At 70.8% G+C, this 24,530-nt stretch carries 29 protein-coding genes; 11 read left to right on the top strand and 18 right to left on the bottom strand.

All coding sequences use genetic code 11. The annotated features are described in order from the left end of the window. Positions 1 to 3: 3 nt before the first annotated feature. Positions 4 to 1,410, bottom strand: coding sequence for a permease prefix domain 1-containing protein (locus tag EDM22_RS06680; RefSeq protein ID WP_122936288.1), 1,407 nt, complete (start codon positions 1,408 to 1,410; stop codon positions 4 to 6). A gap of 3 nt (positions 1,411 to 1,413) precedes the next feature. Beyond that, positions 1,414 to 1,782, bottom strand: a complete 369-nt coding sequence (locus EDM22_RS06675) for a PadR family transcriptional regulator (protein WP_122936287.1) — start codon at positions 1,780 to 1,782, stop codon at positions 1,414 to 1,416. Between the two features lie 175 nt (positions 1,783 to 1,957). Here EDM22_RS06675 and dinB point away from each other — a divergent pair, with 175 nt between their 5' ends. Together dinB and EDM22_RS06665 are read left to right on the top strand one after the other, a co-directional pair. Continuing rightward, on the top strand, positions 1,958 to 3,154 hold the full coding sequence (gene dinB, locus EDM22_RS06670) for a DNA polymerase IV (protein WP_122936286.1): 1,197 nt from the start codon (positions 1,958 to 1,960) through the stop codon (positions 3,152 to 3,154). A gap of 24 nt (positions 3,155 to 3,178) precedes the next feature. Further along, entirely contained in the window at positions 3,179 to 3,517 is a 339-nt protein-coding gene (locus EDM22_RS06665; RefSeq protein WP_122936285.1) for a VOC family protein, read from the top strand. Positions 3,518 to 3,566: 49 nt separating this feature from the next. Here EDM22_RS06665 and arfB read toward each other — a convergent pair whose 3' ends face one another. Beyond that, a complete protein-coding gene (gene arfB / locus EDM22_RS06660) occupies positions 3,567 to 4,004 on the bottom strand; it encodes an alternative ribosome rescue aminoacyl-tRNA hydrolase ArfB (RefSeq protein WP_122936284.1) in 438 nt (145 codons plus the stop codon). 110 nt (positions 4,005 to 4,114) lie between these two features. On the opposite strand from arfB, the gene EDM22_RS06655 reads away from it, so the two are divergent. After that, positions 4,115 to 4,900 (top strand): maleylpyruvate isomerase N-terminal domain-containing protein, encoded by a 786-nt coding sequence (locus tag EDM22_RS06655; protein WP_122936283.1) that lies wholly within the window; start codon positions 4,115 to 4,117, stop codon positions 4,898 to 4,900. A 116-nt stretch (positions 4,901 to 5,016) separates the two neighbouring features. Next, positions 5,017 to 5,685: a Type 1 glutamine amidotransferase-like domain-containing protein gene (locus EDM22_RS06650; RefSeq protein ID WP_122936282.1), complete on the top strand. Its 669-nt coding sequence runs from the start codon at positions 5,017 to 5,019 to the stop codon at positions 5,683 to 5,685. Here the strand turns inward: EDM22_RS06650 and EDM22_RS06645 are convergent. The 6 genes from EDM22_RS06645 to EDM22_RS06620 all read right to left on the bottom strand — a co-directional run bounded on the left by EDM22_RS06645 (position 5,671) and on the right by EDM22_RS06620 (position 9,641). Beyond that, positions 5,671 to 6,084: an MmcQ/YjbR family DNA-binding protein gene (locus EDM22_RS06645; RefSeq protein WP_122936281.1), complete on the bottom strand. Its 414-nt coding sequence runs from the start codon at positions 6,082 to 6,084 to the stop codon at positions 5,671 to 5,673. The genes EDM22_RS06650 and EDM22_RS06645 overlap by 15 nt on opposite strands. A gap of 154 nt (positions 6,085 to 6,238) precedes the next feature. After that, positions 6,239 to 7,486 carry an RNA polymerase sigma factor gene (locus EDM22_RS06640; protein WP_122936280.1) on the bottom strand — a complete coding sequence of 416 codons (1,248 nt, stop codon included), beginning with the start codon at positions 7,484 to 7,486 and terminating at the stop codon, positions 6,239 to 6,241. A gap of 14 nt (positions 7,487 to 7,500) precedes the next feature. After that, positions 7,501 to 7,851 (bottom strand): YciI family protein, encoded by a 351-nt coding sequence (locus tag EDM22_RS06635; RefSeq protein ID WP_122936279.1) that lies wholly within the window; start codon positions 7,849 to 7,851, stop codon positions 7,501 to 7,503. A gap of 140 nt (positions 7,852 to 7,991) precedes the next feature. After that, the gene (locus EDM22_RS06630; RefSeq protein WP_122936278.1) at positions 7,992 to 8,348 is read right to left on the bottom strand and encodes a YciI family protein; all 357 of its coding nucleotides are present in this window, start codon (positions 8,346 to 8,348) and stop codon (positions 7,992 to 7,994) included. Positions 8,349 to 8,597: 249 nt separating this feature from the next. Then, positions 8,598 to 8,825: an RNA-binding S4 domain-containing protein gene (locus EDM22_RS06625; RefSeq protein WP_122936277.1), complete on the bottom strand. Its 228-nt coding sequence runs from the start codon at positions 8,823 to 8,825 to the stop codon at positions 8,598 to 8,600. 81 nt (positions 8,826 to 8,906) lie between these two features. Next, positions 8,907 to 9,641: an NYN domain-containing protein gene (locus tag EDM22_RS06620; protein WP_122936276.1), complete on the bottom strand. Its 735-nt coding sequence runs from the start codon at positions 9,639 to 9,641 to the stop codon at positions 8,907 to 8,909. A 497-nt stretch (positions 9,642 to 10,138) separates the two neighbouring features. Here EDM22_RS06620 and EDM22_RS06615 point away from each other — a divergent pair, with 497 nt between their 5' ends. Continuing rightward, positions 10,139 to 10,522, top strand: coding sequence for a RidA family protein (locus EDM22_RS06615; protein ID WP_122936310.1), 384 nt, complete (start codon positions 10,139 to 10,141; stop codon positions 10,520 to 10,522). 99 nt (positions 10,523 to 10,621) lie between these two features. Here EDM22_RS06615 and EDM22_RS06610 read toward each other — a convergent pair whose 3' ends face one another. The 8 genes from EDM22_RS06610 to EDM22_RS06575 all read right to left on the bottom strand — a co-directional run bounded on the left by EDM22_RS06610 (position 10,622) and on the right by EDM22_RS06575 (position 17,466). Next, positions 10,622 to 10,984, bottom strand: coding sequence for a DUF952 domain-containing protein (locus EDM22_RS06610; protein ID WP_122936275.1), 363 nt, complete (start codon positions 10,982 to 10,984; stop codon positions 10,622 to 10,624). 135 nt (positions 10,985 to 11,119) lie between these two features. Beyond that, a complete protein-coding gene (locus EDM22_RS06605) occupies positions 11,120 to 11,608 on the bottom strand; it encodes an adenosine-specific kinase (protein ID WP_122936274.1) in 489 nt (162 codons plus the stop codon). A 118-nt stretch (positions 11,609 to 11,726) separates the two neighbouring features. After that, positions 11,727 to 11,912, bottom strand: a complete 186-nt coding sequence (locus EDM22_RS06600; protein ID WP_122936273.1) for a hypothetical protein — start codon at positions 11,910 to 11,912, stop codon at positions 11,727 to 11,729. Between the two features lie 522 nt (positions 11,913 to 12,434). Then, positions 12,435 to 13,772, bottom strand: a complete 1,338-nt coding sequence (locus tag EDM22_RS06595; RefSeq protein WP_122936272.1) for a DUF1214 domain-containing protein — start codon at positions 13,770 to 13,772, stop codon at positions 12,435 to 12,437. A gap of 316 nt (positions 13,773 to 14,088) precedes the next feature. Next, a complete protein-coding gene (locus EDM22_RS06590) occupies positions 14,089 to 15,063 on the bottom strand; it encodes a sugar kinase (protein WP_212591905.1) in 975 nt (324 codons plus the stop codon). Further along, the gene (locus EDM22_RS06585; protein WP_122936271.1) at positions 15,060 to 15,671 is read right to left on the bottom strand and encodes a bifunctional 4-hydroxy-2-oxoglutarate aldolase/2-dehydro-3-deoxy-phosphogluconate aldolase; all 612 of its coding nucleotides are present in this window, start codon (positions 15,669 to 15,671) and stop codon (positions 15,060 to 15,062) included. Before EDM22_RS06585 ends, EDM22_RS06590 begins: the two co-directional genes overlap by 4 nt. Then, the gene (locus EDM22_RS06580) at positions 15,668 to 16,426 is read right to left on the bottom strand and encodes an SDR family oxidoreductase (protein ID WP_122936270.1); all 759 of its coding nucleotides are present in this window, start codon (positions 16,424 to 16,426) and stop codon (positions 15,668 to 15,670) included. The genes EDM22_RS06585 and EDM22_RS06580 overlap by 4 nt, the downstream gene beginning before the upstream one ends. After that, a complete protein-coding gene (locus EDM22_RS06575) occupies positions 16,423 to 17,466 on the bottom strand; it encodes a zinc-dependent alcohol dehydrogenase (protein ID WP_122936269.1) in 1,044 nt (347 codons plus the stop codon). The genes EDM22_RS06580 and EDM22_RS06575 overlap by 4 nt, the downstream gene beginning before the upstream one ends. A gap of 158 nt (positions 17,467 to 17,624) precedes the next feature. On the opposite strand from EDM22_RS06575, the gene EDM22_RS06570 reads away from it, so the two are divergent. Continuing rightward, the gene (locus EDM22_RS06570) at positions 17,625 to 18,632 is read left to right on the top strand and encodes an aldo/keto reductase (RefSeq protein ID WP_122936268.1); all 1,008 of its coding nucleotides are present in this window, start codon (positions 17,625 to 17,627) and stop codon (positions 18,630 to 18,632) included. On the opposite strand, the gene EDM22_RS06565 is transcribed toward EDM22_RS06570, so the two are convergent. Then, a complete protein-coding gene (locus EDM22_RS06565) occupies positions 18,527 to 19,432 on the bottom strand; it encodes a FadR/GntR family transcriptional regulator (RefSeq protein WP_122936267.1) in 906 nt (301 codons plus the stop codon). The two genes, EDM22_RS06570 and EDM22_RS06565, sit on opposite strands and share 106 nt — an antisense overlap. A gap of 65 nt (positions 19,433 to 19,497) precedes the next feature. Here EDM22_RS06565 and EDM22_RS06560 point away from each other — a divergent pair, with 65 nt between their 5' ends. The 5 genes from EDM22_RS06560 to EDM22_RS06540 all read left to right on the top strand — a co-directional run bounded on the left by EDM22_RS06560 (position 19,498) and on the right by EDM22_RS06540 (position 24,515). After that, positions 19,498 to 20,409, top strand: coding sequence for an amidohydrolase family protein (locus EDM22_RS06560; protein ID WP_122936266.1), 912 nt, complete (start codon positions 19,498 to 19,500; stop codon positions 20,407 to 20,409). Then, positions 20,406 to 21,254: a fumarylacetoacetate hydrolase family protein gene (locus EDM22_RS06555; RefSeq protein WP_122936265.1), complete on the top strand. Its 849-nt coding sequence runs from the start codon at positions 20,406 to 20,408 to the stop codon at positions 21,252 to 21,254. The genes EDM22_RS06560 and EDM22_RS06555 overlap by 4 nt, the downstream gene beginning before the upstream one ends. Further along, positions 21,251 to 22,015: an SDR family NAD(P)-dependent oxidoreductase gene (locus tag EDM22_RS06550; RefSeq protein ID WP_122936264.1), complete on the top strand. Its 765-nt coding sequence runs from the start codon at positions 21,251 to 21,253 to the stop codon at positions 22,013 to 22,015. Before EDM22_RS06555 ends, EDM22_RS06550 begins: the two co-directional genes overlap by 4 nt. Before the next feature lie 442 nt (positions 22,016 to 22,457). Next, the gene (locus EDM22_RS06545; RefSeq protein ID WP_122936263.1) at positions 22,458 to 23,213 is read left to right on the top strand and encodes an IclR family transcriptional regulator; all 756 of its coding nucleotides are present in this window, start codon (positions 22,458 to 22,460) and stop codon (positions 23,211 to 23,213) included. A 117-nt stretch (positions 23,214 to 23,330) separates the two neighbouring features. After that, on the top strand, positions 23,331 to 24,515 hold the full coding sequence (locus EDM22_RS06540) for a 4-hydroxybenzoate 3-monooxygenase (protein WP_212591904.1): 1,185 nt from the start codon (positions 23,331 to 23,333) through the stop codon (positions 24,513 to 24,515). Positions 24,516 to 24,530: the final 15 nt, after the last annotated feature.

The raw sequence follows: 24,530 nt of genomic DNA, 5'->3' as shown, positions 1-24,530 counted from the left end.
CGATCAGGCGAAGCCGAACACCGGCGGGAAGAGGAACACGAGGATCGCGGCCCAGCCGAGGTAGACCGGGAGGTATCCGGTCTGCCATCGCTCGACCCGGCCGAACGGCACGCGCCGGCGCACGAAGCCGACCTGCAGCCAGGCGGCCCACGCGAGGTTCGCGAGCAGGATGAGGTTGAGCCCGAGCGAGGCCGTCTTGTTGGCGCTGAACCCGAACTCGCCCGTGCGGGCGAGCATGGCGGCGAGCACGATCACGTCGACGACGAGTGCGGCGGCGAGCATGACCACCTGCAGCCGGTCGAACCAGCCGGGCGGGAGCGCGGGCTCGCGTGCCGAGACCGCGTAGACCAGCAGCCCGACCGCGACGACGAGCACGAGGTCGAACGCGATGAGCAGCTCTCGGCTGCCGTCGACGAGGTTCCATTGCAGGACGGCCGCGACGACGAGCGCGAGCATCATAAGGGTGAAGAGCGGGGTGAACACCTTCGTGAGCACCGGAGCGATGTTCTCGATGACCCGCTGCTTCGCTCCCACGAGCCACGCGGCCACAAGCACCGCGCCCGCCGCGCCGCACGGCAGCACCCACTCGCCCACGAAGGGCATGACGTCGACCTGTATCGACGCGAACACCGCGACGGTGAGCCCGCTCAGCGCGCCGCCGACGATCGCGATGAGCACGTAGTAGACGAGCCACTCGCCGCTGAAGCGGATGAAGTCCATGCGGGTGCGATCGCTCCGCCATGCGCCGCCGGCATCGACGATGCCCGTGACGAGCCAGAGTGCGACGACCGAGCCGATCGTGGCGAGCACGGCCGTCGCGGAGTCCTGCATCGCGACCGTCACCGTCGACGACCCGCCGTCGAACGGGTAGAGGTTCAGCGCGAGCCCGACGAGCACGAACGCCGCCGCGACGCCGATCAGCGTGGCGACCGGCGGCCGGCGCCGCCACGCGAACCACGCCGCGAGGAACGGGAGCACGATCACCGCGATGTTCCGGAAGACGACGTCGGGGCCGGCGAGGAGCTCGGTGGCCTTGAGGGCGACGCCCGCGCCGACGCCGAGCGCGAGGGCGACGGCGAGCCCGTTCGCCCGGAGCCGGACGGGGATCGTGGCGCCCGTGGCATCCGCGCCCTCGGCGGCCCCATCGTCGAGCACGAGCTGCTTCCAGAGGCGGCCGGAGTGCTCGACCGCGTACTCGCGGGACAGCTCGTCCATGCTGCCGAGGCGCTTGACGCCGATAAGGAAGGCCTCGTCGTCGGCGAGCCCAGCGCCCGCCAGGGCGTCGACGCGGTCGCGGAGGTGCGATTCGAGTTCGTCGATGTCGGCGGTGCTGAGGGCGTCGCGGCGCTCCATCCAGTCGCGCCAGGAGGCGATGAGCTCGTCGAGGCTCTGCGTGGGATCGGTCGACATCGTTCAGCCCAGCCCGAGTGCGATGCGCGGCTGCCGGTCGTCGGGCCCGCCGGGCCAGACCTGGTCGAGCACGCTGCCGATCACCGTCCACTGCCGGCGCTGGTCGGCGAGCGTCGCGGCTCCCTGCGCGCTCAGGCGATAGTGCTTGCGCGGTCGTCCGCCCGGCTCCTGCCGCCATTCGGAATCGACGTGGCCGAGCCGCTCGAGCCGGTGCAGGAGGGGGTAGAGCATGCCGTCGCTCCACTCGAGCTCGCCGCCCGAGAGCGCGGTGATCCGCTGCAGGATGGCGTAGCCGTACGACTCGCCCTCGGCGAGGATGCCGAGCACCACCGGTGTGGCGGCCGCCGCCACCAGGTCCTTGCCGATCCGCATGGGCGCCCCCGATCGTCGGTCGTGGATACCTAGAGCATCTATATACCTAGAGCTGCAAGGTATCACGTGGATCGTGCCGGGTGGAAGGGTCGCTTCGCACCCGGTCACGCAGTGGCATACCGTGTCCCCGGTGCGTGCGACGATTCGCACGAGGGACGATCTGCGGGAGGACGGGATGCGGGGCGAAGCGACCGTGTTGCACGCGGATCTCGACGCGTTCTACGCCTCGGTCGAGCAGCGAGACGCCCCCGCGCTGCGTGGCCGGCCCGTCATCGTCGGCGGGGGTGTCGTGCTGGCGGCGAGCTACGAGGCGAAGGCTCGCGGAGTGCGCACCGCGATGGGCGGCCGGCAGGCGCGCGACCTGTGCCCGGATGCCGTGGTCGTCCCGCCGCGGATGGACGCCTACTCGGCGGCGAGCAAGGACGTGTTCGCGATCTTCCGCGACACGACGCCGCTCGTGGAGGGGCTGTCCATCGACGAGGCGTTCCTGGAGGTCGGAGGCCTGCGGCGGATCGCCGGCACGCCCGAGCAGATCGCCGTGCGGCTGCGTGAGCGGGTGCGCGCGGAGGTCGGGCTGCCCATCTCGGTCGGGATCGCGCGGACCAAGTTCCTCGCGAAGGTCGCGAGCGCGGTCAGCAAGCCCGACGGGCTGCTGGTGGTCGAGCCCGAGCGCGAGGAGGCGTTCCTGCTCCCGCTGCCGGTCGAGCGGCTGTGGGGAGTCGGTGCGGTGACCGCCGAGAAGCTGCATCGGCTCGGCATCCGCACAGTGGGGCAGCTCGCCGAGCTCGAGGCCGACGCCACGGAGCGGCTGCTGGGCCGGGCGGCCGGCGCGCACCTGCACGCGCTGGCCCGGCTCCGGGACCCGCGGCCGGTCGACAGCACGCGCCGCCGCGGCTCCATCGGCTCCCAGCGCGCGCTCGGCAGCCGCCCGCGCTCGGCCGAGGAGCTCGACGTCATCCTCACCCAGATCGTCGATCGGCTCGGCCGCCGTCTGCGCGACAAGGAGCGGGTGTGCCGCACGGTCGTGCTGCGCCTCCGCTACGGCGACTTCGCGAAGGCCACGCGATCGCGCACGCTCCGCTCGGCGACCGACCGCACCGCGGTGCTGCTCGCCGTCGCGCGCGGGCTGCTCGCCGCCGCACAGCCCCGCATCGACGAGCGCGGCATCACCCTGATCGGCGTCTCGCTGTCGCAGCTGGCGCGCGCCGACAGCATCCAGCCGGAGCTGCCGTTCGACTGGGACGACGGGGTGCGCCTCGACACGGTGCTCGACCAGGTGCGCGACCGCTTCGGCGCGGCATCCGTCTCGCGAGCTGCGCAACTCGGTCGCGACCCGGGCTGGTCGACCCCGCTGCTGCCCGAACACGAGTGAAGCGGGCGTAGGATCGCCGCCATCATGGATCTCTTCGCGGGCTTTCCTGTCACGGACTATGAACGGTCGCTGCAGTGGTACCGGCAACTGCTGGGCCGCGAGCCGAGCTTCCACCCCAACGACCGCGAGGCCGTGTGGGAGGTGGGCGAGCACTGCTTCGTCTACTTCGAGGTCCTCCCGGAGCGGGCGGGAGGGTCACTCAGCATGATCATGGTCGAGGACCTCGGCGCAGCCGTCGCCGAGATCTCCGACCGCGGCATCGAACCACTCCGCATCGAACGGTACGAGGAGGGCATGCGCAAAGTCGTGTACCAGGATCCCGACGGAAACGAACTGTCCTTCGGCGGAACCAGCCGGAGCTGAGCCGGCCCGCCGATGCCGAACGGGCGACGTATGAGTGCCACCGCGGTGGTCAATCACCGGGTGGGCGGCGCAGTCGCTTGACGTCGGTGCGCCGCTTCTTCGCCTCCAAGCGCCGCTCCTTGGCGCCGCGACTCGGCTTGGTGGGTCGTCGCGACGGTGACGGCGGCCGCAAGGCGTCGGCGACGACCGCAGCGAGCCGAGCGCTCGCGGCCTCCCTGTTGCGCAATTGCGCGCGGTGCTCGGATGCTGCGATCGTCAGCACGCCGTCGACGAGACGACTGCTCAGGCGCTCGAGCAGTCGCTCCCGCTGGACCGGAGCGAGGACGGCCGAGCCTGCCACATCCCACACGAGTTCCACTCGGGAGTCGGCAGTGTTCACGCCTTGCCCGCCAGGACCTGATGACCGCGAGAACCGCCAAGACAGCTCGGACTCCGGGATCGTGAGTTGGGAGTCGACCCGAAGACCGGGGCGGTGGGCGGCGGGCATGGGTCCATCATCCTCCTGCGTCCGAGATGCGCCCGCAGCCCGATCGCGGCCGCCGCGTTGGATGCGATTATCGCTGTCCGATCATCGGGGCACAGTGGTAGAACGGCGGGATGCACAAGGTTCTCCCGTTCCCGGATCTGCTGCGGCTGATCGACGAACGGTCTGCCGCCTTCCGCGCTGCGGTCGCCGCGGCACCCAGCCTCGACGTTCAGATGCCGACCCATCCCGAGCGGACGCTGTTCGATCACGTGCAACACGTGGGCACCGCACGCCGCAAGGCAGCCGCCATCGTCACCGCCGGGCCCGCGGACGCTCCGCCGGGGGAGTCCGCATGGGGAGGCGGCACTGGTGCGCCTCGGGAGCGCGAGGCGCTGCTGGCCTGGTGGGTCGAGTCCATCGAGCACCTGGCGAGCGTGCTGCGCGAGGCGGGCCCGGATCGCGGCTGCTGGACTTGGTGGGGTGACTCGCCGTCACCGCAGACCTCCGGGGCCTGGGCGCGTCGCCAGCTCCACGAGATCGCGGTGCACACCTACGACGTCCAGCTCGCCGGGGGCGCCCCGCAGCCGATACCGCAGAAGATCGCCCTCGACGGTTTCGACGACTGCCAGTTCACGCTCTGCGCGACGACGGTCGCCTGGCCGCACGACCCCGCCATCGTCGATTACCACGCCACCGAGGGTCACTCCTGGCGCCTCCGGCTGTCCGACGATGGCGCACAGGTCGCCCATCTCACGCCCGCTGCCGGCGAGGATGCCGGCACGACCGACGCCTCTGCCCGCGGAACGGCCAGCGACCTGGTCCTGTTCTTCTACGACCGCATACCGCTGGATTCGCTGAAGTTCGAAGGCGACCGTCGTGTCTTCGATCAGCTCGCAGCTTGGGACCCGTCGGTGTGAGCACCGACGACAGGCGCTCGTCCAAGGTGGCGCCTTCCATGTCTTCGCCTCCCAAGACACTGATCGAGCTGCGAAGATCGGTTGGCTGATTCCGATGATCACTCGAGGATGGCAACGTGAAACTCCTTCTCACGTCCGGAGGCATCACCAACCCGACCATCAGCCAGGCGCTGGTCGACCTGCTGGGTAAGCCGATCTCCGACTCCATCGCGCTCTGCGTCCCGACGGCGCAGTGGGGCTACCCCCGACACCAGCCCGTCTCGGTGCCGGACTTCCTGCATGGCCGCGCGTGGGGCTGCATGACCTCCCTGGAGTGGAAGTCGCTCGGCGTTCTCGAGTTGACTGCGCTCACCACGATCGGCGCGGAACGCTGGGTGCCCTGGGTCCGGGAGGCCGACGCGCTGCTGGTCGCCGGGGGCGAGGCCACATACCTGTGCCACTGGATGCGGGAGTCAGGGTTGGCCGACCTCCTGCCTTCGCTGGTCGACACCGTCTGGGTGGGGGTCAGTGCGGGCAGCATGGTGATGACCCCGCGAATCGGCTCCACGTTCGTGGAGTGGCCGTCTGCAACAGACGACCGCATGCTCGGCGTGGTGGACTTCTCGATCTTCCCGCACCTGGACGTCTTCCCGGAGAACAGCCTCGCTGAGGCCGAGCAGTGGTCGGCCGGTATCGGCGGAAAGGCGTACGCCCTCGACGACCAGAGTGCCATCACGGTGAACGGCGGCACAGTCGAGGTCGTCTCAGAGGGACACTGGACATTGCTCGAGTCACGAGCGCAGTGATCGATCCTTGTGGGAGCTGACGTCGTCGAGCTCACGCCGCAGGTACTTCGGAGCCTGTACGCGCCACGCGTCGGTCACGAGCTCGGCGAGATGGTCCTCGTCGATGCCGGCCATGCGGAACGCTACCTTCGGCTCGCCCCAGGTGGTCGTGGTGCGCAGGAACACGTTGGGCGCCATTGCGACAAGCGCGAGCGCGTCCAGACGGTCGGCGACCTTCACCCCGACGACGAGCTCGGCCGCGATTGTTTCCCGTATGTCTGAGGGGATGCTCGGCCAAGGATGGCACTCCCACGCGTACAGCTTGCCGCGCACGAACCACGCGGCGCCGCCCGTCGTCGCGCGCTCCTCGCTACCGGGCAGCCCGGCGGTGGTGCGACGCAGGTCGTCGAGGGTGGCCACGGGGCGAGCCTATGCCGCACGACCGACAGCGAGGCACGAGGCGAAGTGACGATCGGCCGCTTGCCGCGGAGGCGGCCTCTCGCTTTCGCGACCTGCATGGTGATGCCGTCGGCCGAACCGCCGCTGCTGAGCACGGGTGAGGAGGAGAACCCGCTCAGCGATCGACCCGCGCCTCCAGCAGGCGCCGTTCGGCGTCGTTCGCCGTGAGTTCCAGGGCGCACAGGTCCTCGGCCATCGCCTCGTCGCGACGGCCGAGGTGCCGGAGCATCCGCGCGCGCACGGCGTGCCAGAGGTGGTATCCCGCGAGGGCGCGTCCGAGCGCATCCACCTCGTCCAGTGCCGCCTGCGGTCCGTCGACCTCGGCGAGCGCCACCGCGCGGTTCAGCCGTACGACCGGCGAGCGGTCGTACGCCAGCAGCATGTCGTAGAGCGTGAGCACCTGGAGCCAGTCGGTGTCGCCGCCGTCGCGCGTGTCGGAGTGGCATGCGGCGATCGCCGCGTGCAACTGCCATCGCCCGGGGCGTCGTAGCATCGCCGCCTCCTCGAGCACGGCCTGTGCCTCGGCGATCAGTCGGCGATCCCACCGCGTCCGGTCCTGATCGGCGAGCAGGACGAGCTCTCCATCGACGGCGCGTGCCCCTTCGCGTGCTCGATGGAACAGCAGCAGTGCGAGCAGTCCCTGCGCCTCCGCCTCGCGCGGCAGTTGGTGTGCGACGACGCGCGCGAGCCACAGGGCGTCGTCGGCGAGGTCGCGGTCCGCGGCCGCGTCTCCGCCCGCGACCAGGTGGGCCTCGCTGTACATCACGGAGACGACGGTCAGGACTATATCCAGGCGCGCGGCCCGTTCGGATCCCTCGGGGATCCGCAGGGGGATGCCGGTGGCACCGATCTTCCGCTTGGCCCGCACGATCCGCTGCGCGACTGTCGATTCCGGGGCCAGGGTGGCTCGCGCGATCTGCGCGGTCGTGAGGCCGCAGATCGCACGGAGCGTCAGAGCGAGCTGCGCGTCCGGGGAGATGGCGGGGTGACAGCAGCCGAACAGGAGCGGCAGTCGCTCGTCGGGCTCGCCGGTGAGCGGTGCGGCCTCGGGTGGATCGGCGAGCATGGCCAGCTTCTCGCGGTACCGCTTCTCGCGTCGCAAGCGGTCGAGGGCGTTGTGGCGGGCCGCCTGCGTCAGCCATCCCCCGGGATTGGGGGGCACCCCGCGCGTACGCCACTGGCGCAGGGCCTCCTCGATCGCCTCGGCGACCGACTCCTCTGCAAGGTCGAGGCTCCCGAGCCATCCCGTGAGCGCCGCGACGATCCGCGCGGACTCCTCGCGGATCACCCTCGCGAGGAGTTGATCGGATGCCGCGGCGTGGGCCCGGCCTGACTCCGCTGCCGCGGGATCCGTCTCGTTCACGGCTCGATGTGGCGCTAGTAGACGACGATCGGGCGGATCTCGACCGCAACGCCGGGCAGCTCGAGCAGCGGCCACGTCTTGACGATGGCGATCGCCGCGTCGAGGTCGGGCACGTCGATCACCTGGAATCCGCCGATGACCTCCCTCGCCTCCGAGAACGGCCCGTCGGCCACGACCGGCTCTTCGCCGCCGTACCTGACCGTGGTCGCGGTGGTGACCGGCTGCAGCTGGGCGCCGGACTCGGTCATCACCTCGCTGTGCATGCCGAACCAGTCGAAGGTGCGGCGATAGGCCTGCTCGACGTGCTCAGGCGACGCCGCTGCGTCGAGTTCGGGCGTGGTTGTGAACATGATGACGTACTTCACGGTCGCGTCCTTTCGTCATGGGAACCGTTTCATCCCTACAGCGAACGGGCAAGCCCGAATTCGACACCGGGCCTGCGCCAGTGCGGCAGCGACCGCATCCGCCTGCATGGCGGACGCGGTCGGCTCGTCGCTGGGAGCGATCAGAACGGGTTCGTCGACGGGTTCACGATCGGACGAACCTCCACGCCGCCGCCGTTGGCCGGGCACAGCTTGCCGATATCGACGGCGTGGTCGAGATCGCGCGCCTCGACGACGTAGTAGCCGAGGAGGGCCTCCTTGCTCTGGACGAACGGGCCGTCCGTCACCGTACCGCCACCCTTGATCGTGGTCGCCGTCGTCACGGGCGCGAGCGCCCCTCCGCCCGTCAGGGACCCACCCAGCTCGGAGACCTGCTTGGTGAACGTGTTGTGCGCGTCGACCACCGCGGCCCACCCCTCGGGCGGCATGGTCTCGTAGAACGCCGGGTCTTCGTAGATGAGGATCGCATACTGGGACATGGAAGTGCCTCCTGCACTGGGTCGCGGGCCGGCCTGTCCGGCTCCGTCACAGTGACAGCGAACACATGGCCGCCAAATCGACAATCAGGCCAAAACTCGTCTCATGCGAATCCCACCCCGGTCTGTCGGGCCAGTCGCGGGCAGCGAAGCCCTGGTCGCCGTCGAGTGGCGGACGCGCGAGCCGAGAACCCGACCACGAAGCACTGCCCGACGCCTGGTGCTTTGTAGCTCCGCCCGCCTCGGTTGCCCTCACTCGCTGACGCGGACCCGGCGTCCCTCGAAGCTGACGACGTCGCCCACCTGCAGTTGCCGCCCGCGGCGGCGATCAACCTCGCCGTTCACGGCCACGTAGCCGTCGATGATGGCTTCCTTCACGCTTCCACCGGAGTCGAAGAGCCCAGCGAACTTCAGGAACTGGCCGAGGCGAATGACCTCGCCGCCGATCGACACGTCGTCGATCGGAGGCGGGTTCGTCATCCCCGAAGGTTAGTCGACCAAGTGCCGGCCAAATAGCCGCTCGGTGATCGGACGTCCGCTAGCGGATCCGCTGTCGGCTCCTCAGTCGCCGTTCTTCTTTCGGTGTTGCACCTGCAATCCGCCAGCGGGGCGGGGCTCGATGAGGAAGAGTTCCGTCGCTCGAACCAAGTCGGAGAGTTTCGCGTACCCCCAGTTTCGTGAGTCGAAATCGGGATGTTGCTTCCGCATCAGCACGCCCACCGCCGAGAGGTTCGCCCATCCGTCCTCGCCCGATGCGGTGGTGACGCTCGTCCGCAACCCTGAGACGAGCTTGGTGTCGCCGCGCAGCTTCGGGGGCGGAACGCGTGTGACCGCTGCAGAAGTGCTCTCCGCGGCAGGCTCCTCGAGCACGTCCAGGTACGTGAACTGATCGCACGCGTTACGGAAAGCTTCGGGCGTCTTCCGCTCTCCGAACCCATAGACCGTGACGCCTTCTTCCCGAATACGTGATGCGAGACGGGTGAAGTCGCTGTCGGATGACACGATGCAGAACCCGTGGAATCGGCGCGTGTAGAGCAGGTCCATGGCGTCGATGATCAGGGCGCTGTCGGTCGCGTTCTTGCCGATCGTGTTGGCGAACTGCTGCATCGGCTGAATGACGTGCTCGCTGGCGACCGGCTTCCAGCTGCCCAAGTTCGGCTTGGTCCAGTCACCGTAGACCCGCTTCACCGAGGCCGTGCCAAACCGGGCGACCTCGGTGAGGACTGCACCGATCTTCCATGGCGGCACGTTGTCAGCGTCGACAAGGACGGCGAGGAGGTCGTTCGGTTGCGACATACCAACAAGCATGGCAGTCAGCGCCCAGCCATCCTGCCCGCCCAGGGATCAGGCAGCGGAAGCCGCAAGCGGATCCGCCATCGGGCATCGACCGCGATCGGGCTGACAGATCTGGATCCAGTCGGCGATCAAGAGCCTGGTCGCACTCTTACCAGCCAGATCCCAACCGAGATCCAGATGAGCCCGGTGAGAACCATCCGCGATGGCGTCGAGTTCCTCACCACCTGAGCTGCCAGCCGACCGAAGGAACGCATCAACTCTCGACGGTTCCATCGCGCTGCCCGCTCACGGAAGGCGACGAGTAGGACACCCGCGGCGACCAAGACCCTACCGCCGATCACCGGTCCCATGACTCCCGCCGCCCCTCGCCGATCCAGTCGGCCACTCTACCCAGAGGGCGTCCCGGTCGGGTTCGGGCTGCCGTCTCGATTTCGTGCATGTCAGAGCCAACGCGGCATTTCGGTTGTCTTGCCCTCGGCGGGCATATGCTCCGGTCCATGAACAGGCAGATCATCCGTACGGACAACGCGCCGAGCTCTCCGCTGTACAGCCAGGGTGTTCGAGTGGGTTCGATTCTCTACGTGTCGGGAATGGTCGGGATCGATCCGGCGACCGGCGAGCTGGCCGGGTCATCGATTCAGGATCAGACCCGGCAGGCGTTGCGCAATTGCGAGGCCATCCTCCATGCGGGCGGCAGTGCTCTCGCCGACGTGACCCAGGTCACCGTGTTGCTGGCGCAACCTGATGACTTCGTCGGCATGAACGAGACATACTCGGAGGTCTTCACTCAGACTCTTCCGACCCGCGCCGTCGCCCGGCTCGGACCTGAGCTGGAAGGCATCCTGGTGTCGATCATGATGACGGCGCATACGGCCAACTGACTGCGTCCCTATCCAGTCCTCGCCGCCGGTCACGTTCACAGCGGTCGAGATGATCAAGGATCTCGATTCGCCCGCAAGCCGGTGGCCAAACGCGCTGATTCACCCGAGCGGGCCGGACATGGTGAATGACCCTCGGTCGTCGAGATGGGCCGGGATGACATCGACCACGAACTCGGGCCGGATCGGCCCATAGATGTGCGGGTACAGCTCGCCACCTCCACCGTTCTCCTCCACGACTCGCACGCCTCCGGCTGCAATCCGTTCCTCGTCCATGACGAGCACGCAGAGCGGTTCCTCCATGTCGGCGTACAGGAACGCGGCGACGCCCGCCAGCTGGCTGGGGTGCGACGCGTGGATGAATCCGACGTCCTCGAGCGTCGCACCCTTCGTCGAGACACGGTATTCACCGGACACCAGCGCATCCAGCCAGTCCGACAGTGACGCGAGATGCAGAATCGCCATCACCCCATCCTCGCCGCCTCTGTCATGGCTCACGAGCCGGCCCGGGGTTGCAGACCTGCGCGGCGGTCATCCCGACTCGAACGCTGATCCAGTGACCGAACGTCGGTCCCTCGGCGCCCGTCGGTCCGATCCGCGTCAGAGCTTGTAGCCGATCGCGCGCAGTAGGTCTTTGCGGTCCGCGACATCCTGCTCGTTCTCGACACCCACCGGGGGTTCGCCGTCGATCACTCCTGCCACGCCGCGGCCGGTGTCGGTGACGGCGACGAGGATCTGCACCGGATTCGCCGTGGCGCAGTAGATCGAGCACACCTCTGGCACCGCTTTGACCTGGTTGAGCACGTTCACGGGGAACCCGTCACGCAACATGATCACGAAGGAGTGCCCGGCACCGACGGACATCGCTGCCGCGACCGCGAGGTCCACGAGTGAATCGTCGTTGCCGGTGCGCCTGACCAGCCGCGCACCGGAAGCCTCACAGAACGCCACTCCGAACTTCAGGGCGCCGCCGACCCCGGCGAGCGCCTCGTGCAGATCTTCGACCGTCTTGATGAAATGAGATTGACCGACGATGACGTTCACGTCGTCCGGCTTCTCGAGCGGGACGACATCGATGTCGACAGTCACGGTGAGCCTCCTTCGACGCCGTCAGCATAGACCCGTACCAGTGCCGCCGCGCCGGCGTCGTTTCGATCAGCCCCTGCGCTCGAGACCCAGCTCCTGCGGGCCCAGCACGTTCTCGCCATCACGGCACCCAACCGTCGCGGCGGCCCTGATCCCTCAGCTGCTGGGCCTCGGCGGCGGCCTCGGCGGTCCCGGGCTCCATGGGAGGCAGCCGTTTGCCTCGTGCCCGCAGGATCATGAGCACCAGCAGCGACACGGCGGCCAGCGCGACGATGACGGCGATCCCCGCCCAGAACGATCCGCTCATCTGGAGGCTCCTTCGCTCGACGCGCGCCACTTTAGTCCGGTCGCATCAGCGCCGCGAGACTCAGGCGAGACGGGCGACGGATGCCTCGACAGCGGACAAGAACCGAGTCACCAAGTGACCCCTTCCGATGACGCGGTTGCCACGCTGCAGCACCAGCAGTCCACTCTGCCGGTAAGCCGGTCCGTCAGAGGACGTCCGCAAGCGGATCCCTCATCGGGCCTCCGCGACCGACGCGGTGATCGTTGCGCTCGCGCTTCCTGCGTAAGACCGTCGGGCGTGGACTCTTTCGTTGTGTGGAACACCTTGGTCGTCGGAGGTGCTGCAGTCGCAGCGGCAGGGATCGTGGCTCTGGCCATGTGGGTCAGAAGCGGTAAGCACCAGTCCTAACGGGATCCCTTACCGCGGCTACTGGGCGAGGGATCGGTCGGCGGATCTCAGTCACGCTCGGTGCTTGAGCGTGACGGAATGCCGCCCCTAGCGCATCCCTCAGCGGTCCGTTCTGGCATTGAACGGCGGGTTGATCTATGGGAGCTTCTCGACGTTGGGAAGCGTCCACCGTTTCGCCATCACGTCGGGTCCGACGCCGTAGAAGCGGAACATGAGCTCGAACGTGCGGGACTCGCCCGTCGACACGGTGTTCGCCTCGAGACCGGGCTGCGGCTCCCGCCCGAAGAAGACGTCGACCGAGCCGTCGTCGTTCACCGCCAGCCCCGGCGTCTGCGACGAGACGGAGTACTTCTCGTTGCCGCGGATGAACGTGTGGTCGTCGCCGTCGTACATCGTGACTGACCAGTACTGCGACACCGGCACGCCGGACGGGACCCGCAACCGGTAGCTCATACCCGAGTCGAGCAGATCCCCGTCGCTGTCGCGCACGCAGACGAGGTAGAACTGGCCGATCCCGAGGCGCTTCAACCCGATGAACGCCATGTGGTAGATCACGCCGCGATCGGTGTACGGGTACACCTCCCCGTTCGCGAAGTTCTGGCTCTGCCCCTCGGTGAAGTCCCGCCCGGCTGGGAAGAACCACCGCGCTCCGTCGACCCAATCAGGCTCGTTCACGTACAGCTCGCGCAGCCACTCGTGCGCCTCCTGCACGGCCGCTTCGAGCAGCTTCACGCGCCGCTGGTCGGGCTCGAACGGCTGACCCTTCACGATCCCCAGCGTGGCGAGCATCTCCGCGAACGGCCGATCCCGCGGCAGCCACGGCTCGGCCTGCACCACCCGGTCGAGCGCCTCCCAGAAGCGGATGTCGTACGGGATTCGCGTGTCGACGAGCTCACCCGCGAGGTCGCGGCGCGGCGTGTCGGGCGGGTCGTTCGCCTGCGCGAGCGGGTAGATCCGGATGCCGCGGCAGTATTCCAGTCCCGCGTCGAGCGCCTCTTGCGTGCGCTCGGGCAGGACCGACCTGAGCAGGGCGTACACGCGCCGCGTGTCGCACTGCAGAACCAGGTAGCCGTCGGGCACGTCACCGTCGTAGCCAGGCGGCAGCAACAGGTACCGCGCGCCCCGCCCCTCGTCCGCCCCGAACCGTCCGACGTCTTCGAGCGGCACCTGCCAGATGTTGCAGAGACTGCCGTTCAGCACGTGGTCGTCGGTGCCCGGCGGGATGTCGACCACGATCGGGCCGTCACGTCCGGGGTCCATGAACGCCATGTAGTAGATGAGGTCGGGATTCGGGGTCAGGGTCTGGTTCCGCCAATCGAGGAGCTTCGACCAGTACACGAACTCGGTGCGGCCCTCGCCGGCCATCACCGAGCGCATCACCTCGTAGTTCACCGCGGCCATCCCCCATACGGCGGCCTCGACGGCCCGGCGTCCGATACCCCGGTCGCGGATCTCTTCGCTCGACATCGTCATCGCAGCCTCCCCATCGCAATCCCCCCAGGCTCCTGCGGCGCAGCCTAGCCACGAGCGCACCCCCACGTCGAGAGCCGTCTAGAGACCCCCGGCGGAGGAATGCTGTGCCCGAGAGCCGGTCCGTCACCGCGGCACGCGCCGGCACCACCAGTCCGACGTGCGGTCGGTCGCATCCGTTCGATCGGCGATTTCCCGCAAGACCCGCCCGTTGACGAGTCCCGCTGAGGGGGCGTTGAGCGCAACGGGCGCGTCCGCACGACCGGAGTCGATCGCGCCAGCAGTTCGTGCGTGGAGAGGCGCGGCCGAGGGAGCGAGGTCAGCGGCGGACGGGGTCGCCGCCGACGCGCGCGAGCTCGGCTTTGGTGGGGGAGCCCTCCCAGTCGCCGGGGTGCGTGCACGCGGCTGCTCCGGCGCGCACGCCCGTGTCGAGCCGCTCACCGAGCGGCTGACCGGCGACGAGTTCGGCGAGGTAACCGGCCACGAAGGCGTCGCCCGCGCCGACCGTGTCGATGACGTCGACCGGGATCGCTGCGCGGCGCTCGACGACGCCGTCGCGCAGCGAGAGCGCGCCGTACTCGCCGAGCTTCACGACGACTTCGCGAGGCCCGAGTGCGGCGATGCGGCGCGCGAGCTCCTCGGGGTCACCGGAGGCGCTCGCCGGCGGCTGCCGTGCGTCGTCCACGAGCAGCGCCGCCTCGTCCTGGCCCGCGAACACGACGTCGGCGAGCCTCGCCAAGCGACGGTGCGATGACACAGCAGCGTCGGCCGACGCCCACAGGGTCGACCGGTGGTTCACGTCGAACGAGACGGGGATGCCGCCGGCCCGGGCGCGGGCGACGAGCACGTCGATCGCCTCGGCCGCCGTCGCGGAGAGCGCGGGCGTGATGCCGGTGACGTGCACGAGCGCGACGTCGTCGAGCGGAACGTGCTCGACGTCGGCGGGGGCGAGACGACTGCCGGCGCTGCCGGCGCGATAGTACGCGACCGAGGTGCGGCCGGGGGCGGGCGTCGACTTCACGAGCAGGCCCGTGGCCGCGGCATCCGTCGGGGCGATCACGTCGACCCCCTCGGCGCGCAGCTCGCGCACGACCCGGCGGCCGAGGTCGTCGTCGCCGACGCGGCCGACCCAGGTGACCGGCACGCCGAGCCGGGCGAGGCCGATCGCGACGTTGCCCTCGGCGCCGCCCGTCGAGAGCGTGAACTCCGAGACCGTGGCGAGCGACCCGAGGTCGCGGGCCCGCAGCACGCCGAGTCCCTCGCCGACCGTGAGCACACGCCGGAGCACGGTCACGGCGTCACCAGCGCGACGGCCTCGCGGCTCACCCGCTCGATGGTCGCGACGTCGCCGTCGCGGATCATCGCGCGCGTCGCCATCCAGCTGCCGCTCACGGCGAAGACCGACGGCGACGCGATGTAGGCGGCGGCGTTCTCGGGGGAAACCCCGCCGCTCGGCAGGAAGCGCACGCCGGGGAAGGGGCCGCTCAGCGCCTCGATCGCGGCGAGGGCGCCGAGCTGGGCGGCGGGGAAGAACTTGAGGCGGTCGAGTCCGAGCCGCAGCGCGCGCTGCACCTCGGTCGCGGTCGCGACGCCCGGCACGACGTCGACGCCGTGGTGGCGGCACCGGGCGACCACGTCGTCGTCGAGCCCGGGCGAGACCACGAACCGCGCCCCCGCGTCGACGACCCGGTCGACGTCGTCGGCCGTGAGCACCGTGCCCGCCCCCGCGACGAAGCCGCCGACGGCGCCGGCGATGCGGAGCGCCGCGACCGCGGCGGGCGTGCGCAGGGTGATCTCGGCGCAGCGGATGCCGCCGGCCGCGAGTGCGTCGACGAGGCCGGCGACCTGCGCCGCATCGTCGACCACGACGACGGGCACGATGGGGTGGCCCTCGAGGATCATCGGCCCAGCCACCCGCCGTCGACGGGGAGCACGACGCCCGAGACGTAGTCGGACGCGCGCGACGCCAAGAACACCGTCGCGCCGCCGAGGTCGTCTGCCCGGCCCCAGCGGCCGGCGGGGATGCGGTCGAGGATCGACCGCGACCGATCCGGGTCGTCGCGCAGCGCCTGCGTGTTGTCGGTGGCGATGTACCCGGGCGCGATCGCGTTGACCGTGACACCCGAGCCCGCCCACTCGTTCGACAGCGCGCGCACGAGCCCCGCGATGCCCGACTTCGCCGCCGCGTAGCCCGGCACGTTGATGCCGCCCTGGAAGCTCAGCAGGCTCGCCGTGAAGATCACCTTGCCGCGCCCGCGCGCGAGCATCCCGCGGCCGAGCGCCTGCGTGAGCACGAACTGGCTCGACAGGTCGACCTCGATCACGCGGTCCCAGAGCTCGAGCGGATGCTGCGCCGCCGGCGCCCGCTCGATCGTGCCGGCGTTGTTGACGAGGATGTCGACCTCGCGGTCGGCGAGCTCCTCTGCGAGGGACACGACGGCGGCGCGATCCGCGAAGTCGACGGCGCGCGCCTCGAAGCGGCGGCCCTGCCGCTCGACGGCGGCGGCGATCGCGCTGCCCTTGGGCTCGAGGGTGGCGCTGACGCCGATGATGTCGGCGCCGGCCGTGGCGAGCGCCTCGACCATCGCGAACCCGATGCCGCGCCGCGCGCCGGTCACCACGGCCAGGGTGCCGGTGAGGTCGAAGAGCGCGCTCATGCGGCGGCCTCCTCGGCCGGCTGCCCCGCCTGCACGTCGACGAGCACCTTCATCGCGCGGCCGCCCTCGAGGTCGTCGAATGCCGCACGCGTCTCGGCGAGCGGTACCACCTTCGTGATGAGCACCGACGTGGGAATGGTGCCGTCGGCGATGAGCTCGACGGCCCGCTCGAAGTCGGTGCGCTGGTAGACGCGGGCGCCGAGGATGCGCAGCTCCCGCCAGAACACGCGCTGCAGGTTGATCTCGCGGGGGGTCGGGTGGATGGCGACCACCACGATCGTGCCGCGCACCTTGGCGAGGTCGGTGGCGCCGAGCACGGCCGCCGCGGCGCCCGACACCTCGAAGACGACGTCCGCGCCCGCGCCACCCGTCCACTGCTCGACCCAGGCGACCTGATCGGTCTCGCGCGGGTCGAGGGCCTCGAACCCGAGCGCGCCGATCTGCGCGCGGCGGGCAGGGTCGAGCTCGATCACCGCGACCTCGGCGCCGAAGGCGCGGGCCACCGTGGCGATGAGCACGCCGATGGGACCGCCGCCGATGACCACGACCCGGTCGCCCGGCGTGAGCTCGGAGCGCCGCACGTCGTGCACGGCGACCGCGACGGGCTCGACGAGCGCCGCGGCATCCATCGCGATGTCGGCGGGAAGCGCGACGAGCGTGTCGGCCGGCACGTTCCATCGCGCCTGCAGCGCGCCGGGGGAGTCGATGCCGATGAAGTCGAGGTTCTGGCAGATGTGCTGGTTGCCGGCGAGGCAGGCCGGGCACGTGCCGTCCCACGCGAGCGGCATGACGGTGACGCGGTCCCCCGGCGCCCAGCCCTCGACGCCGTCGCCGACCGAGGCGATCGTGCCGCTCATCTCGTGCCCGAAGACCAGAGGCGTCTGCACGCGGGCGTCCATGCTGCCGTGGAGGATGTGCAGGTCGGTGCCGCAGAGGCCGACGTAGGCGACCTCGAGCTGCACCTGGCCCGGCGCCGGCGGCGTGGGCTCCGCCTCGGCGATGTCGATCGTGGCGTTGCCGGTGTAGGCGGCGGTCAGCATCGAGCCTCCAGGGTTCGTGAGTCTGCGGCATCCGCTCGCTGAGGTCGATTCACTGAACCAATCAGTGGCGATCGGCGGCTACCGACGGTACAAGTGGCATGGTAGCCCATATTGGTCTAACCTTTGAGGGCAATGTTCGCGAACGTGGAGGATCCTCGATGCTGAGTCGCACGGTGGGCCGTGGCGTGTCCACGACCGAGATCGGCCTCGGGGTCGCCCAGTTCGGCAACCTCTACCGCGAGACGAGCGACGAGGCCTCGACGGATGCCGTCGACCGCGCGTGGGCCGCCGGCATCCGCTACTTCGACACCGCGCCGCACTACGGGCTGGGGCTCTCGGAGCGCCGCCTGGGCGCCGCGCTCGCCGGACGCCCGCGCGCCGACTACGTGGTCTCGACGAAGGTGGGTCGGCTGCTGGTGCCGGATCCCAGCGGCGCCGGCCGACTCGACGACCAGGGATTCGTCGTACCAGCGACCACGCGACGCGAATGGGACTTCACGCGCGACGGCATCCGCCGCTCGATCGACGCGAGCCTCGAGCGGCTCGGCCTCGACCGCATCGACATCGCCTACCTGCACGACCCCGACGACCACTTCGACGTGGCCTCCCGCGAGGGCATCCCCGCGCTCATCGAGCTGCGCGACGAGGGCGTGGTGCGGGCGATCGGGGCGGGCATGAACCAGTCGGCCATGCTCGCCGACTTCGTGCGCGGCCACGACATCGACGTCGTGATGGTCGCGGGCCGGTACACGCTGCTCGAGCAGGGCGCGCTCGACGACCTGCTGCCCGCGGCCGAGGCGGCCGGCGTCGCCGTGGTGGCCGCCGCCGTCTACAACTCGGGGCTGCTGTCGAACCCGAGGCCCGCCGCCGATGCGAAGTACGACTATGCGCCGGTGCCGCCCGCGGTGCTCGAGCGGGCGGATGCGATCGCCGACGTGTGCGACGAGTTCGGCATCACCCTGCCGCAGGCCGCGATCGCGTTCCCGCTGCTGAACCCCGTCGTCGCCTCGGTCGTCGTCGGCACGCGCACGGCGGCGCACGTCGAGAGCACGATCGAGCGCTACGAGGCCGCGGTGCCCGCGGACTTCTGGCCGGCGCTGGTCGAACGCGGCCTCCTGCGTGCCGATGCGCTGCCGGCGGCCGCGGCGGGCGGGGCCCCGGCATGACCGGCGGATGCCGCGCCCGCGGCGCCTGGAGCGGCGGCGCTCCCGTCGGCGAGGCCGGCGCCGCCGGAGCTCGTGCCGTCGGCGTGGCCCGCGGTGTACTCCTCGACCCCGAGCACATGCACGCTCATGCGGATGCGCGCCCGGTCGGGGTCGTGGTCGCGCAGCGCGTCGAGCACGGCGCGGTGCTCGGCCTGGGTGCGGCGCACCGCACCCTCGTCGTGGATCGCGCGCCACAGCCGCGCCCGCGCAGTGCGGCCGATGAGCGCCTCGATGATCGCGGCGAACGCGGGGTTGCCGCTCGCACGTGCCACGACCCGGTGGAAGTCGGTGTCGACGTCGATCGTCGCCTCGAGGTCGACCTCGCCCTCGGGCGCGTCGAGCAGCGCGTCGCCCCGGTCGAGCACGCGCTCGGCCTCGGCGAGGTCCTCGTCGGAGATGAGCACCGCGGCCTTGGCCGCCGCCTCGGGCTCGAGCACACGGCGCACGGCGAGCAGGTGCACGCTGTTCTCGGGACTCTGCAGCTCGGCGAGGAACCCGAGCGGGCCGAACAGGGTGGTGGCGTCGAGGCTCGTCACGTAGGTACCGTCGCCCTGGCGGGTCTCGAGCACCCCGAGGATCACGAGCGCGCGGATGCCCTCGCGCAGCGAGCCGCGGGAGACGCCGAGCTGCGTGCACAGGTCGCGCTCGACGGGCAGGCGCGAGCCCGCCACGAGGGTGCCGTCGGTGATCAGGTCGCGGATGCCGTCGATGACGACCTCGGGCTGCGAACGCGACTCGCGTGCGGCGGGAGGAGTGCTCATGGGCACATCCTAGGTCGGCGGGCGGCCCTGACCGCCGGATTCATCAGACCAGTTGGGGTGGCGGCGTGAGCGGCATCCTCGATGCGCACCAGCACATCTGGAACCGGTCGCGCGCGGCGTACGACTGGCTCGGCCCCGATGCCGGCCCGATCTTCCGCGACTTCGACCTGCCCGAGGCGCTCGCCGTGCTCGACGACGCGGGCGTCGACGGCACGATCCTCGTGCAGTCGGCCGACAACGACGAGGACACCGAGTTCATGCTCGAGGCCGCGCGCGCGTCGGCGCGGGTGCGGGGGGTCGTCGCGTGGGTGCCGCTCGACGAGCCCGCGCGGGCGGCCGAGCGGCTGGCGGAGCTCCGAGCCGACCCGATCGTGTGCGGCATCCGCTCGCTCATCCACACCCGCGACGACCCGCACTGGTTGCTGCGCCCCGACGTCGACGCGGGGCTCGGGCTGCTCGAGGACGCCGGCGTACCGTTCGACGTGGTCGCCGTGCTGCCCGAGCACCTCGAGGCGGTGCTCGTCGTGTCGGAGCGGCATCCGGGTTTGCGCATGGTGATCGACCACCTCGGCAAGCCGCCGCTGGGCGGTGGGGGCGGCGGCGGCGGCCAGGGTGGCGGCCAGGGCGGCGGCCCGCACGATCGGCACGACTGGGACTGGCACGGCCTCATCGCAGAGGTCGCCGCGAACCCCCTCGTGTTCGGCAAGGTCTCGGGGCTCTACCCGCCGGGCGGCCTTGCGGGCGCGGCCGGCCCCGCGGCATCCGACGCACTGCGACCCGTCTTCGACTGCGCCGTCGAGGTCTTCGGCCCCGACCGGCTCATGTACGGCGGAGACTGGCCGATCTCGCTGCTCGCCGGCGGGTACCGGGCGGTCCTCGCCTCGCTCACGCCACTGCTCGACGGTCTCGACCCCCGCGACCGCGAACGCATCCTCTCGGGCACCGCCCGCGACTTCTACCGAACGGAGCACCCATGAGATTCGCCCGACGCGGCCCGGCCGGCGCGGAGATCCCCGTCGTCGAGACGAGCGACGCCGTCTTCGACCTGCGGCCCCTCACCGCCGACATCGACGGAGCCTTCCTCGCCGGCGACGGCATCGCCCGCACCCGCGCCGCCCTCGACGCGGGCACCCTCCCGCGCCTCGACGACGCGGGCCTGCGGGTCGGGGCGCCCATCGTCGCGCCCGGCAAGATCGTCTGCATCGGGCTCAACTACCGCGACCACGCGGAGGAGACGGGCGCGGCGCTCCCGGCCGAGCCCGTGGTCTTCATGAAGGACCCGTCGACCGTCGTCGGACCGTACGACGACGTGCGCATCCCGCGCCGCTCGGTGAAGACCGACTGGGAGGTCGAGCTCGGCGTCGTGATCGGCCGTGAGGCGCGCTACCTCGAGTCGGCGGATGACGCGCTCGCTCACGTGGCCGGCTACGTCGTGTCGCACGACGTCTCCGAGCGCGAGTTCCAGCTCGAGCGCGGCGGCCAGTGGGACAAGGGCAAGAGCTGCGAGACGTTCAACCCGCTGGGGCCGGTGCTCGTGACCGCCGACGAGGTCGCCGACCCGCAGCGACTCGGCATGAGGCTGAGCGTCAACGGCACGATGCGCCAGGACGGCTCGACCGCGACCATGATCTTCCCCGTCGCCCACGTGATCTGGTACCTCAGCCAGTTCATGGTGCTGCGCCCGGGCGACCTCATCAACACGGGCACGCCCGCGGGCGTCGCGCTCGGACTTCCGGGCACGCCGTACCTGCGCGAGGGCGACGTGGTCGAGCTCGAGATCGACGGCCTCGGCAGCGCGCGCCAGCGGATGGTGCAGGCATGAGCGCCGGGGAGTTCGCGGGACTCGTGGCCGTGGTGACCGGCGGCGCATCGGGCATCGGCCTGGCCGCCGCGCAGGAGCTCGCGCGACGCGGGGCACGCGCGGCGATCATCGACCGGTCGGTGGAGGGAGCACCCGACGACCTGTTCGCCGTCGAGGCCGACGTGACCGACCGTGCATCGGTGAACGCCGCGATCGAGCGCATCGGCGCGGAGCTCGGCGGCATCGACGTCGTCGTGAACAACGCGGGCATCAGCGCGATCGGCACGGTCGAGGCGAACGACGACGCCGAGTGGGCCCGGGTGCTCGACGTCAACGTCGTCGGCATGGCCCGAGTGAGCGCCGCCGCGCTGCCGTGGCTGCGACGGTCGTCGTCAGCCGCGATCGTGAACGTGTGCTCGATCGCCGCGCTCAACGGCCTGCCCGAGCGCGCCCTGTACAGCGCGTCGAAGGGCGCCGTGCTCGCGCTCACCTTCGCGATGGCGACCGACCACGTGCGCGAGGGCATCCGCGTCAACTGCGTGAGCCCGGGCACCGTTGCCACGGCGTTCGTCGATCGGATGCTGCAGAACTTCCCGGATCCCGTCGCGGAGCGCGCCGCGCTCGACGCCCGCCAGGCCACGGGCCGCATGGTCGACCCCGGCGAGGTCGCCGCGGCCATCGCCTACCTCGCGAGTCCGCTCTCGCGTTCGACGACGGGCACGTCGCTCGAGGTCGACGGCGGGGTGACCCACCTGCGGATGCGGCCCGCGCCGCCGAAGTAGCGGCGTCCGCGTCCCGCCGGGTCGACGGGCCTGCAGGTCGCGCCCGCCGGGTCGCGCCCGCCACGCCCAGCCCGCCGCGCCCAGCCCGCCCCGCGGCATCCGTCACGGAAGCGGGGCGCCACGCCGCATCCGGCACCAGAACAGGACTGGCAGACCGATGCGCGCCGCGTGCTCCTGTTCTCGCGGCGGCGGGGTGGCGGTGGCGATGGCGGCGGGGTGGCGGTGGTGATGACGGCGGCGATGCGGATGCCGCGCAGGCCACGATCGCGGCGATCGTCACGGAAGCGGGACGCCACGCCGTGCCCGCCACGGGGCATCCGTCGCGGAAGCAGGACGCCACGCGGCATCCGGCACCAGAACAGGACTGGCAGACCGATGCGCGCTGCGTTCTCCTGCTCTCGTGACCGGCGGCGACGCGGATGCACCGTCCTAGGCTGAGCGCATGGCGGGAGGAGCGCGCGACGAGCGGAGCGTGGCGGACAAGCTGTTCGCGATCGCCGACGCGTTCGCGGCGGGCGAGGAGCTCACGCTGAGCGAGGTCGCCGCCCGTGCGCGGCTGCCGCTCTCGACGGCGCACCGGTTGCTCGGCGAGTGGGTCGAGTGGGGCGGCCTCGTGCGCGGCGACGACGGCCGATACCGCCTCGGCATGAAGCTGTGGCGGCTCGGGGTGCGCCAGCCCACGGCGCGACGCCTGCGGAGCGCCGCGCTGCCCTACCTCGAGGACCTGCTCGAGTCGACGCGCGAGCACGTGCACCTCGCCGTGCGCGACGGGCTCGGCGCCGTCTACCTCGAGCGCCTGTCGGGGCGCGACGCCGTGCCCGTGATCTCCGAGGTCGGATCGCGGCTGCCGCTGCACGCGACCGGCGTCGGCCTCGTGCTGCTCGCGCACGCGGGCGAGGACGTGCTGCACGAGGTGCTCGCGTCGAATCCGCGGAAGTACCTGCCCAACACGCTCACTGAGGAGCGTGAGCTGCGCATCCGTCTCGCCGAGATCCGTTCGCTCGGCCTGTCCCAGGCGGTCGAGGAGCTCACCCGGGGGGCGTTCTCGGTGGCGGCGCCCGTGCGGGATGCCTCGGGCGAGGTGGTCGCGGCGGTGTCGATCATCGCGCACGTCGAGCGGCGCGGCGAGCCGCAGTTCGCCCTCGGCGTGCGGATGGCGGCGCGCGGCATCTCGACCGCGCTCGGCTGGCGGCCCTGAGCCCGCACCGCTCGGGCGAATCCGCGCATCCTTCCACTCAGTGGAAACGTCCCACCGCGGCGCGGGCCGATGGGCGAGAGTCGAGCCACCTTCCCAGCGACGCGAGAGGCGGCATCCGTGCACCAGACCACCGGAGTGGCGATCATCGGGGCGGGGCCCGCCGGCCTCCTTCTCGGCCACATCCTCGGGCAGGCGGGCGTGCCCTTCACGATCCTCGAGCAGCGCTCGCGCGAGTACGTGCTCGGCCGCATCCGCGCCGGCGTGCTCGAGCAGGGGTCGGTCGACATCCTCGCCGAACTCGGCCTCGACAGGCGCCTCCGCGAACGCGGGCTCACGCACGGCGGCATCTACCTGCAGTTCGAGGGCGAGCGCCACCACCTCGACTTCCGCGAGCTCGTCGGCCGCACGGTGACCGTGTACGGGCAGCAGGCCCTCGTGACCGACCTGCTCGAAGAGCATGAGCGCATCGGCTCGAACATCGTCTTCGAAGCCGAGGACGTCGAGCCCGTGGGGATCGCCGGCCGCCGCCCCGAGGTCATCTACACGAAGGACGGCGAGGTGCACGAGCTCGAGTGCGACTTCGTGGTCGGCGCCGACGGCTACCACGGTATCTGCCGGCAGCGCATCCCCTCCGCCGAGCTGCAGGTCTTCGAGCGCGGCTACCCGTTCGGCTGGCTCGGCATCCTCGCGGATGTCGCGCCGTCGACCGACGACCTCATCTACGCGTTGCACGCCGACGGCTTCGGCATGCACTCCATGCGCTCGCTCGAGGTGTCGCGCCTCTACCTGCAGGTCGCGCCCGACGAGTCGATCGACGACTGGAGCGACGCCCGCATCTGGGACGCGCTGCAGACCCGGCTCGGCGTCGACGGCTGGCGGTTGCAGGAGGGCCCGATCACCGAGAAGTCGATCACGCCCATGCGCAGCTTCGTGGTGTCGACGATGGCGAGCGGGCGCATGTTCCTCGTGGGCGACGCCGGCCACATCGTGCCGCCGACGGGCGCCAAGGGCCTCAACTCGGCGATCGCCGACGTCGCGATCCTCGGCCGTGCCCTGCTCGACCACCGCGCCGGCGACTCGAGCGGCCTCGACACCTACAGCGACCGCGCGCTCGCCCGCCAGTGGCAGGTGCAGCACTTCTCGCAGTGGATGACCGAGATGCTGCACGTGCACCACGAGGTGCCGGATGCCTCGGCGCGGGCGTTCCGCTACCGCAGCCAGGTGGGCCAACTCGAGTACGTCACCGGCTCCGTGCACGCGAAGCGCAGCCTCGCCGAGCAGTACGCCGGCCTTCCGTTCTGAGTCCGACAGGAAACC

The sequence above is a fragment of the Agromyces tardus genome, assembly GCF_003710805.1.
GTDB classification, from domain to species: domain Bacteria; phylum Actinomycetota; class Actinomycetes; order Actinomycetales; family Microbacteriaceae; genus Agromyces; species Agromyces tardus.
Note: the sequence above shows the minus strand (reverse complement) of the source record. Positions and strands in the feature narration are given on the sequence as shown.

Bases quoted from the DNA above. Each gene is read 5' to 3' on its own strand.
- EDM22_RS06680 (WP_122936288.1), bottom strand. From the start codon at position 1,410: ATGTCGACCGATCCCACGCAGAGCCTCGACGAGCTCATCGCCTCCTGG.
- EDM22_RS06675 (WP_122936287.1), bottom strand. From the start codon at position 1,782: ATGCGGATCGGCAAGGACCTGGTGGCGGCGGCCGCCACACCGGTGGTG.
- dinB (WP_122936286.1), top strand. From the start codon at position 1,958: ATGCGGGGCGAAGCGACCGTGTTGCACGCGGATCTCGACGCGTTCTAC.
- EDM22_RS06665 (WP_122936285.1), top strand. From the start codon at position 3,179: ATGGATCTCTTCGCGGGCTTTCCTGTCACGGACTATGAACGGTCGCTG.
- arfB (WP_122936284.1), bottom strand. From the start codon at position 4,004: ATGCCCGCCGCCCACCGCCCCGGTCTTCGGGTCGACTCCCAACTCACG.
- EDM22_RS06655 (WP_122936283.1), top strand. From the start codon at position 4,115: ATGCACAAGGTTCTCCCGTTCCCGGATCTGCTGCGGCTGATCGACGAA.
- EDM22_RS06630 (WP_122936278.1), bottom strand. From the start codon at position 8,348: ATGTCCCAGTATGCGATCCTCATCTACGAAGACCCGGCGTTCTACGAG.
- EDM22_RS06625 (WP_122936277.1), bottom strand. From the start codon at position 8,825: ATGACGAACCCGCCTCCGATCGACGACGTGTCGATCGGCGGCGAGGTC.
- EDM22_RS06620 (WP_122936276.1), bottom strand. From the start codon at position 9,641: ATGTCGCAACCGAACGACCTCCTCGCCGTCCTTGTCGACGCTGACAAC.
- EDM22_RS06615 (WP_122936310.1), top strand. From the start codon at position 10,139: ATGAACAGGCAGATCATCCGTACGGACAACGCGCCGAGCTCTCCGCTG.
- EDM22_RS06610 (WP_122936275.1), bottom strand. From the start codon at position 10,984: ATGGCGATTCTGCATCTCGCGTCACTGTCGGACTGGCTGGATGCGCTG.
- EDM22_RS06600 (WP_122936273.1), bottom strand. From the start codon at position 11,912: ATGAGCGGATCGTTCTGGGCGGGGATCGCCGTCATCGTCGCGCTGGCC.
- EDM22_RS06595 (WP_122936272.1), bottom strand. From the start codon at position 13,772: ATGACGATGTCGAGCGAAGAGATCCGCGACCGGGGTATCGGACGCCGG.
- EDM22_RS06585 (WP_122936271.1), bottom strand. From the start codon at position 15,671: ATGATCCTCGAGGGCCACCCCATCGTGCCCGTCGTCGTGGTCGACGAT.
- EDM22_RS06580 (WP_122936270.1), bottom strand. From the start codon at position 16,426: ATGAGCGCGCTCTTCGACCTCACCGGCACCCTGGCCGTGGTGACCGGC.
- EDM22_RS06575 (WP_122936269.1), bottom strand. From the start codon at position 17,466: ATGCTGACCGCCGCCTACACCGGCAACGCCACGATCGACATCGCCGAG.
- EDM22_RS06570 (WP_122936268.1), top strand. From the start codon at position 17,625: ATGCTGAGTCGCACGGTGGGCCGTGGCGTGTCCACGACCGAGATCGGC.
- EDM22_RS06565 (WP_122936267.1), bottom strand. From the start codon at position 19,432: ATGAGCACTCCTCCCGCCGCACGCGAGTCGCGTTCGCAGCCCGAGGTC.
- EDM22_RS06555 (WP_122936265.1), top strand. From the start codon at position 20,406: ATGAGATTCGCCCGACGCGGCCCGGCCGGCGCGGAGATCCCCGTCGTC.
- EDM22_RS06550 (WP_122936264.1), top strand. From the start codon at position 21,251: ATGAGCGCCGGGGAGTTCGCGGGACTCGTGGCCGTGGTGACCGGCGGC.
- EDM22_RS06545 (WP_122936263.1), top strand. From the start codon at position 22,458: ATGGCGGGAGGAGCGCGCGACGAGCGGAGCGTGGCGGACAAGCTGTTC.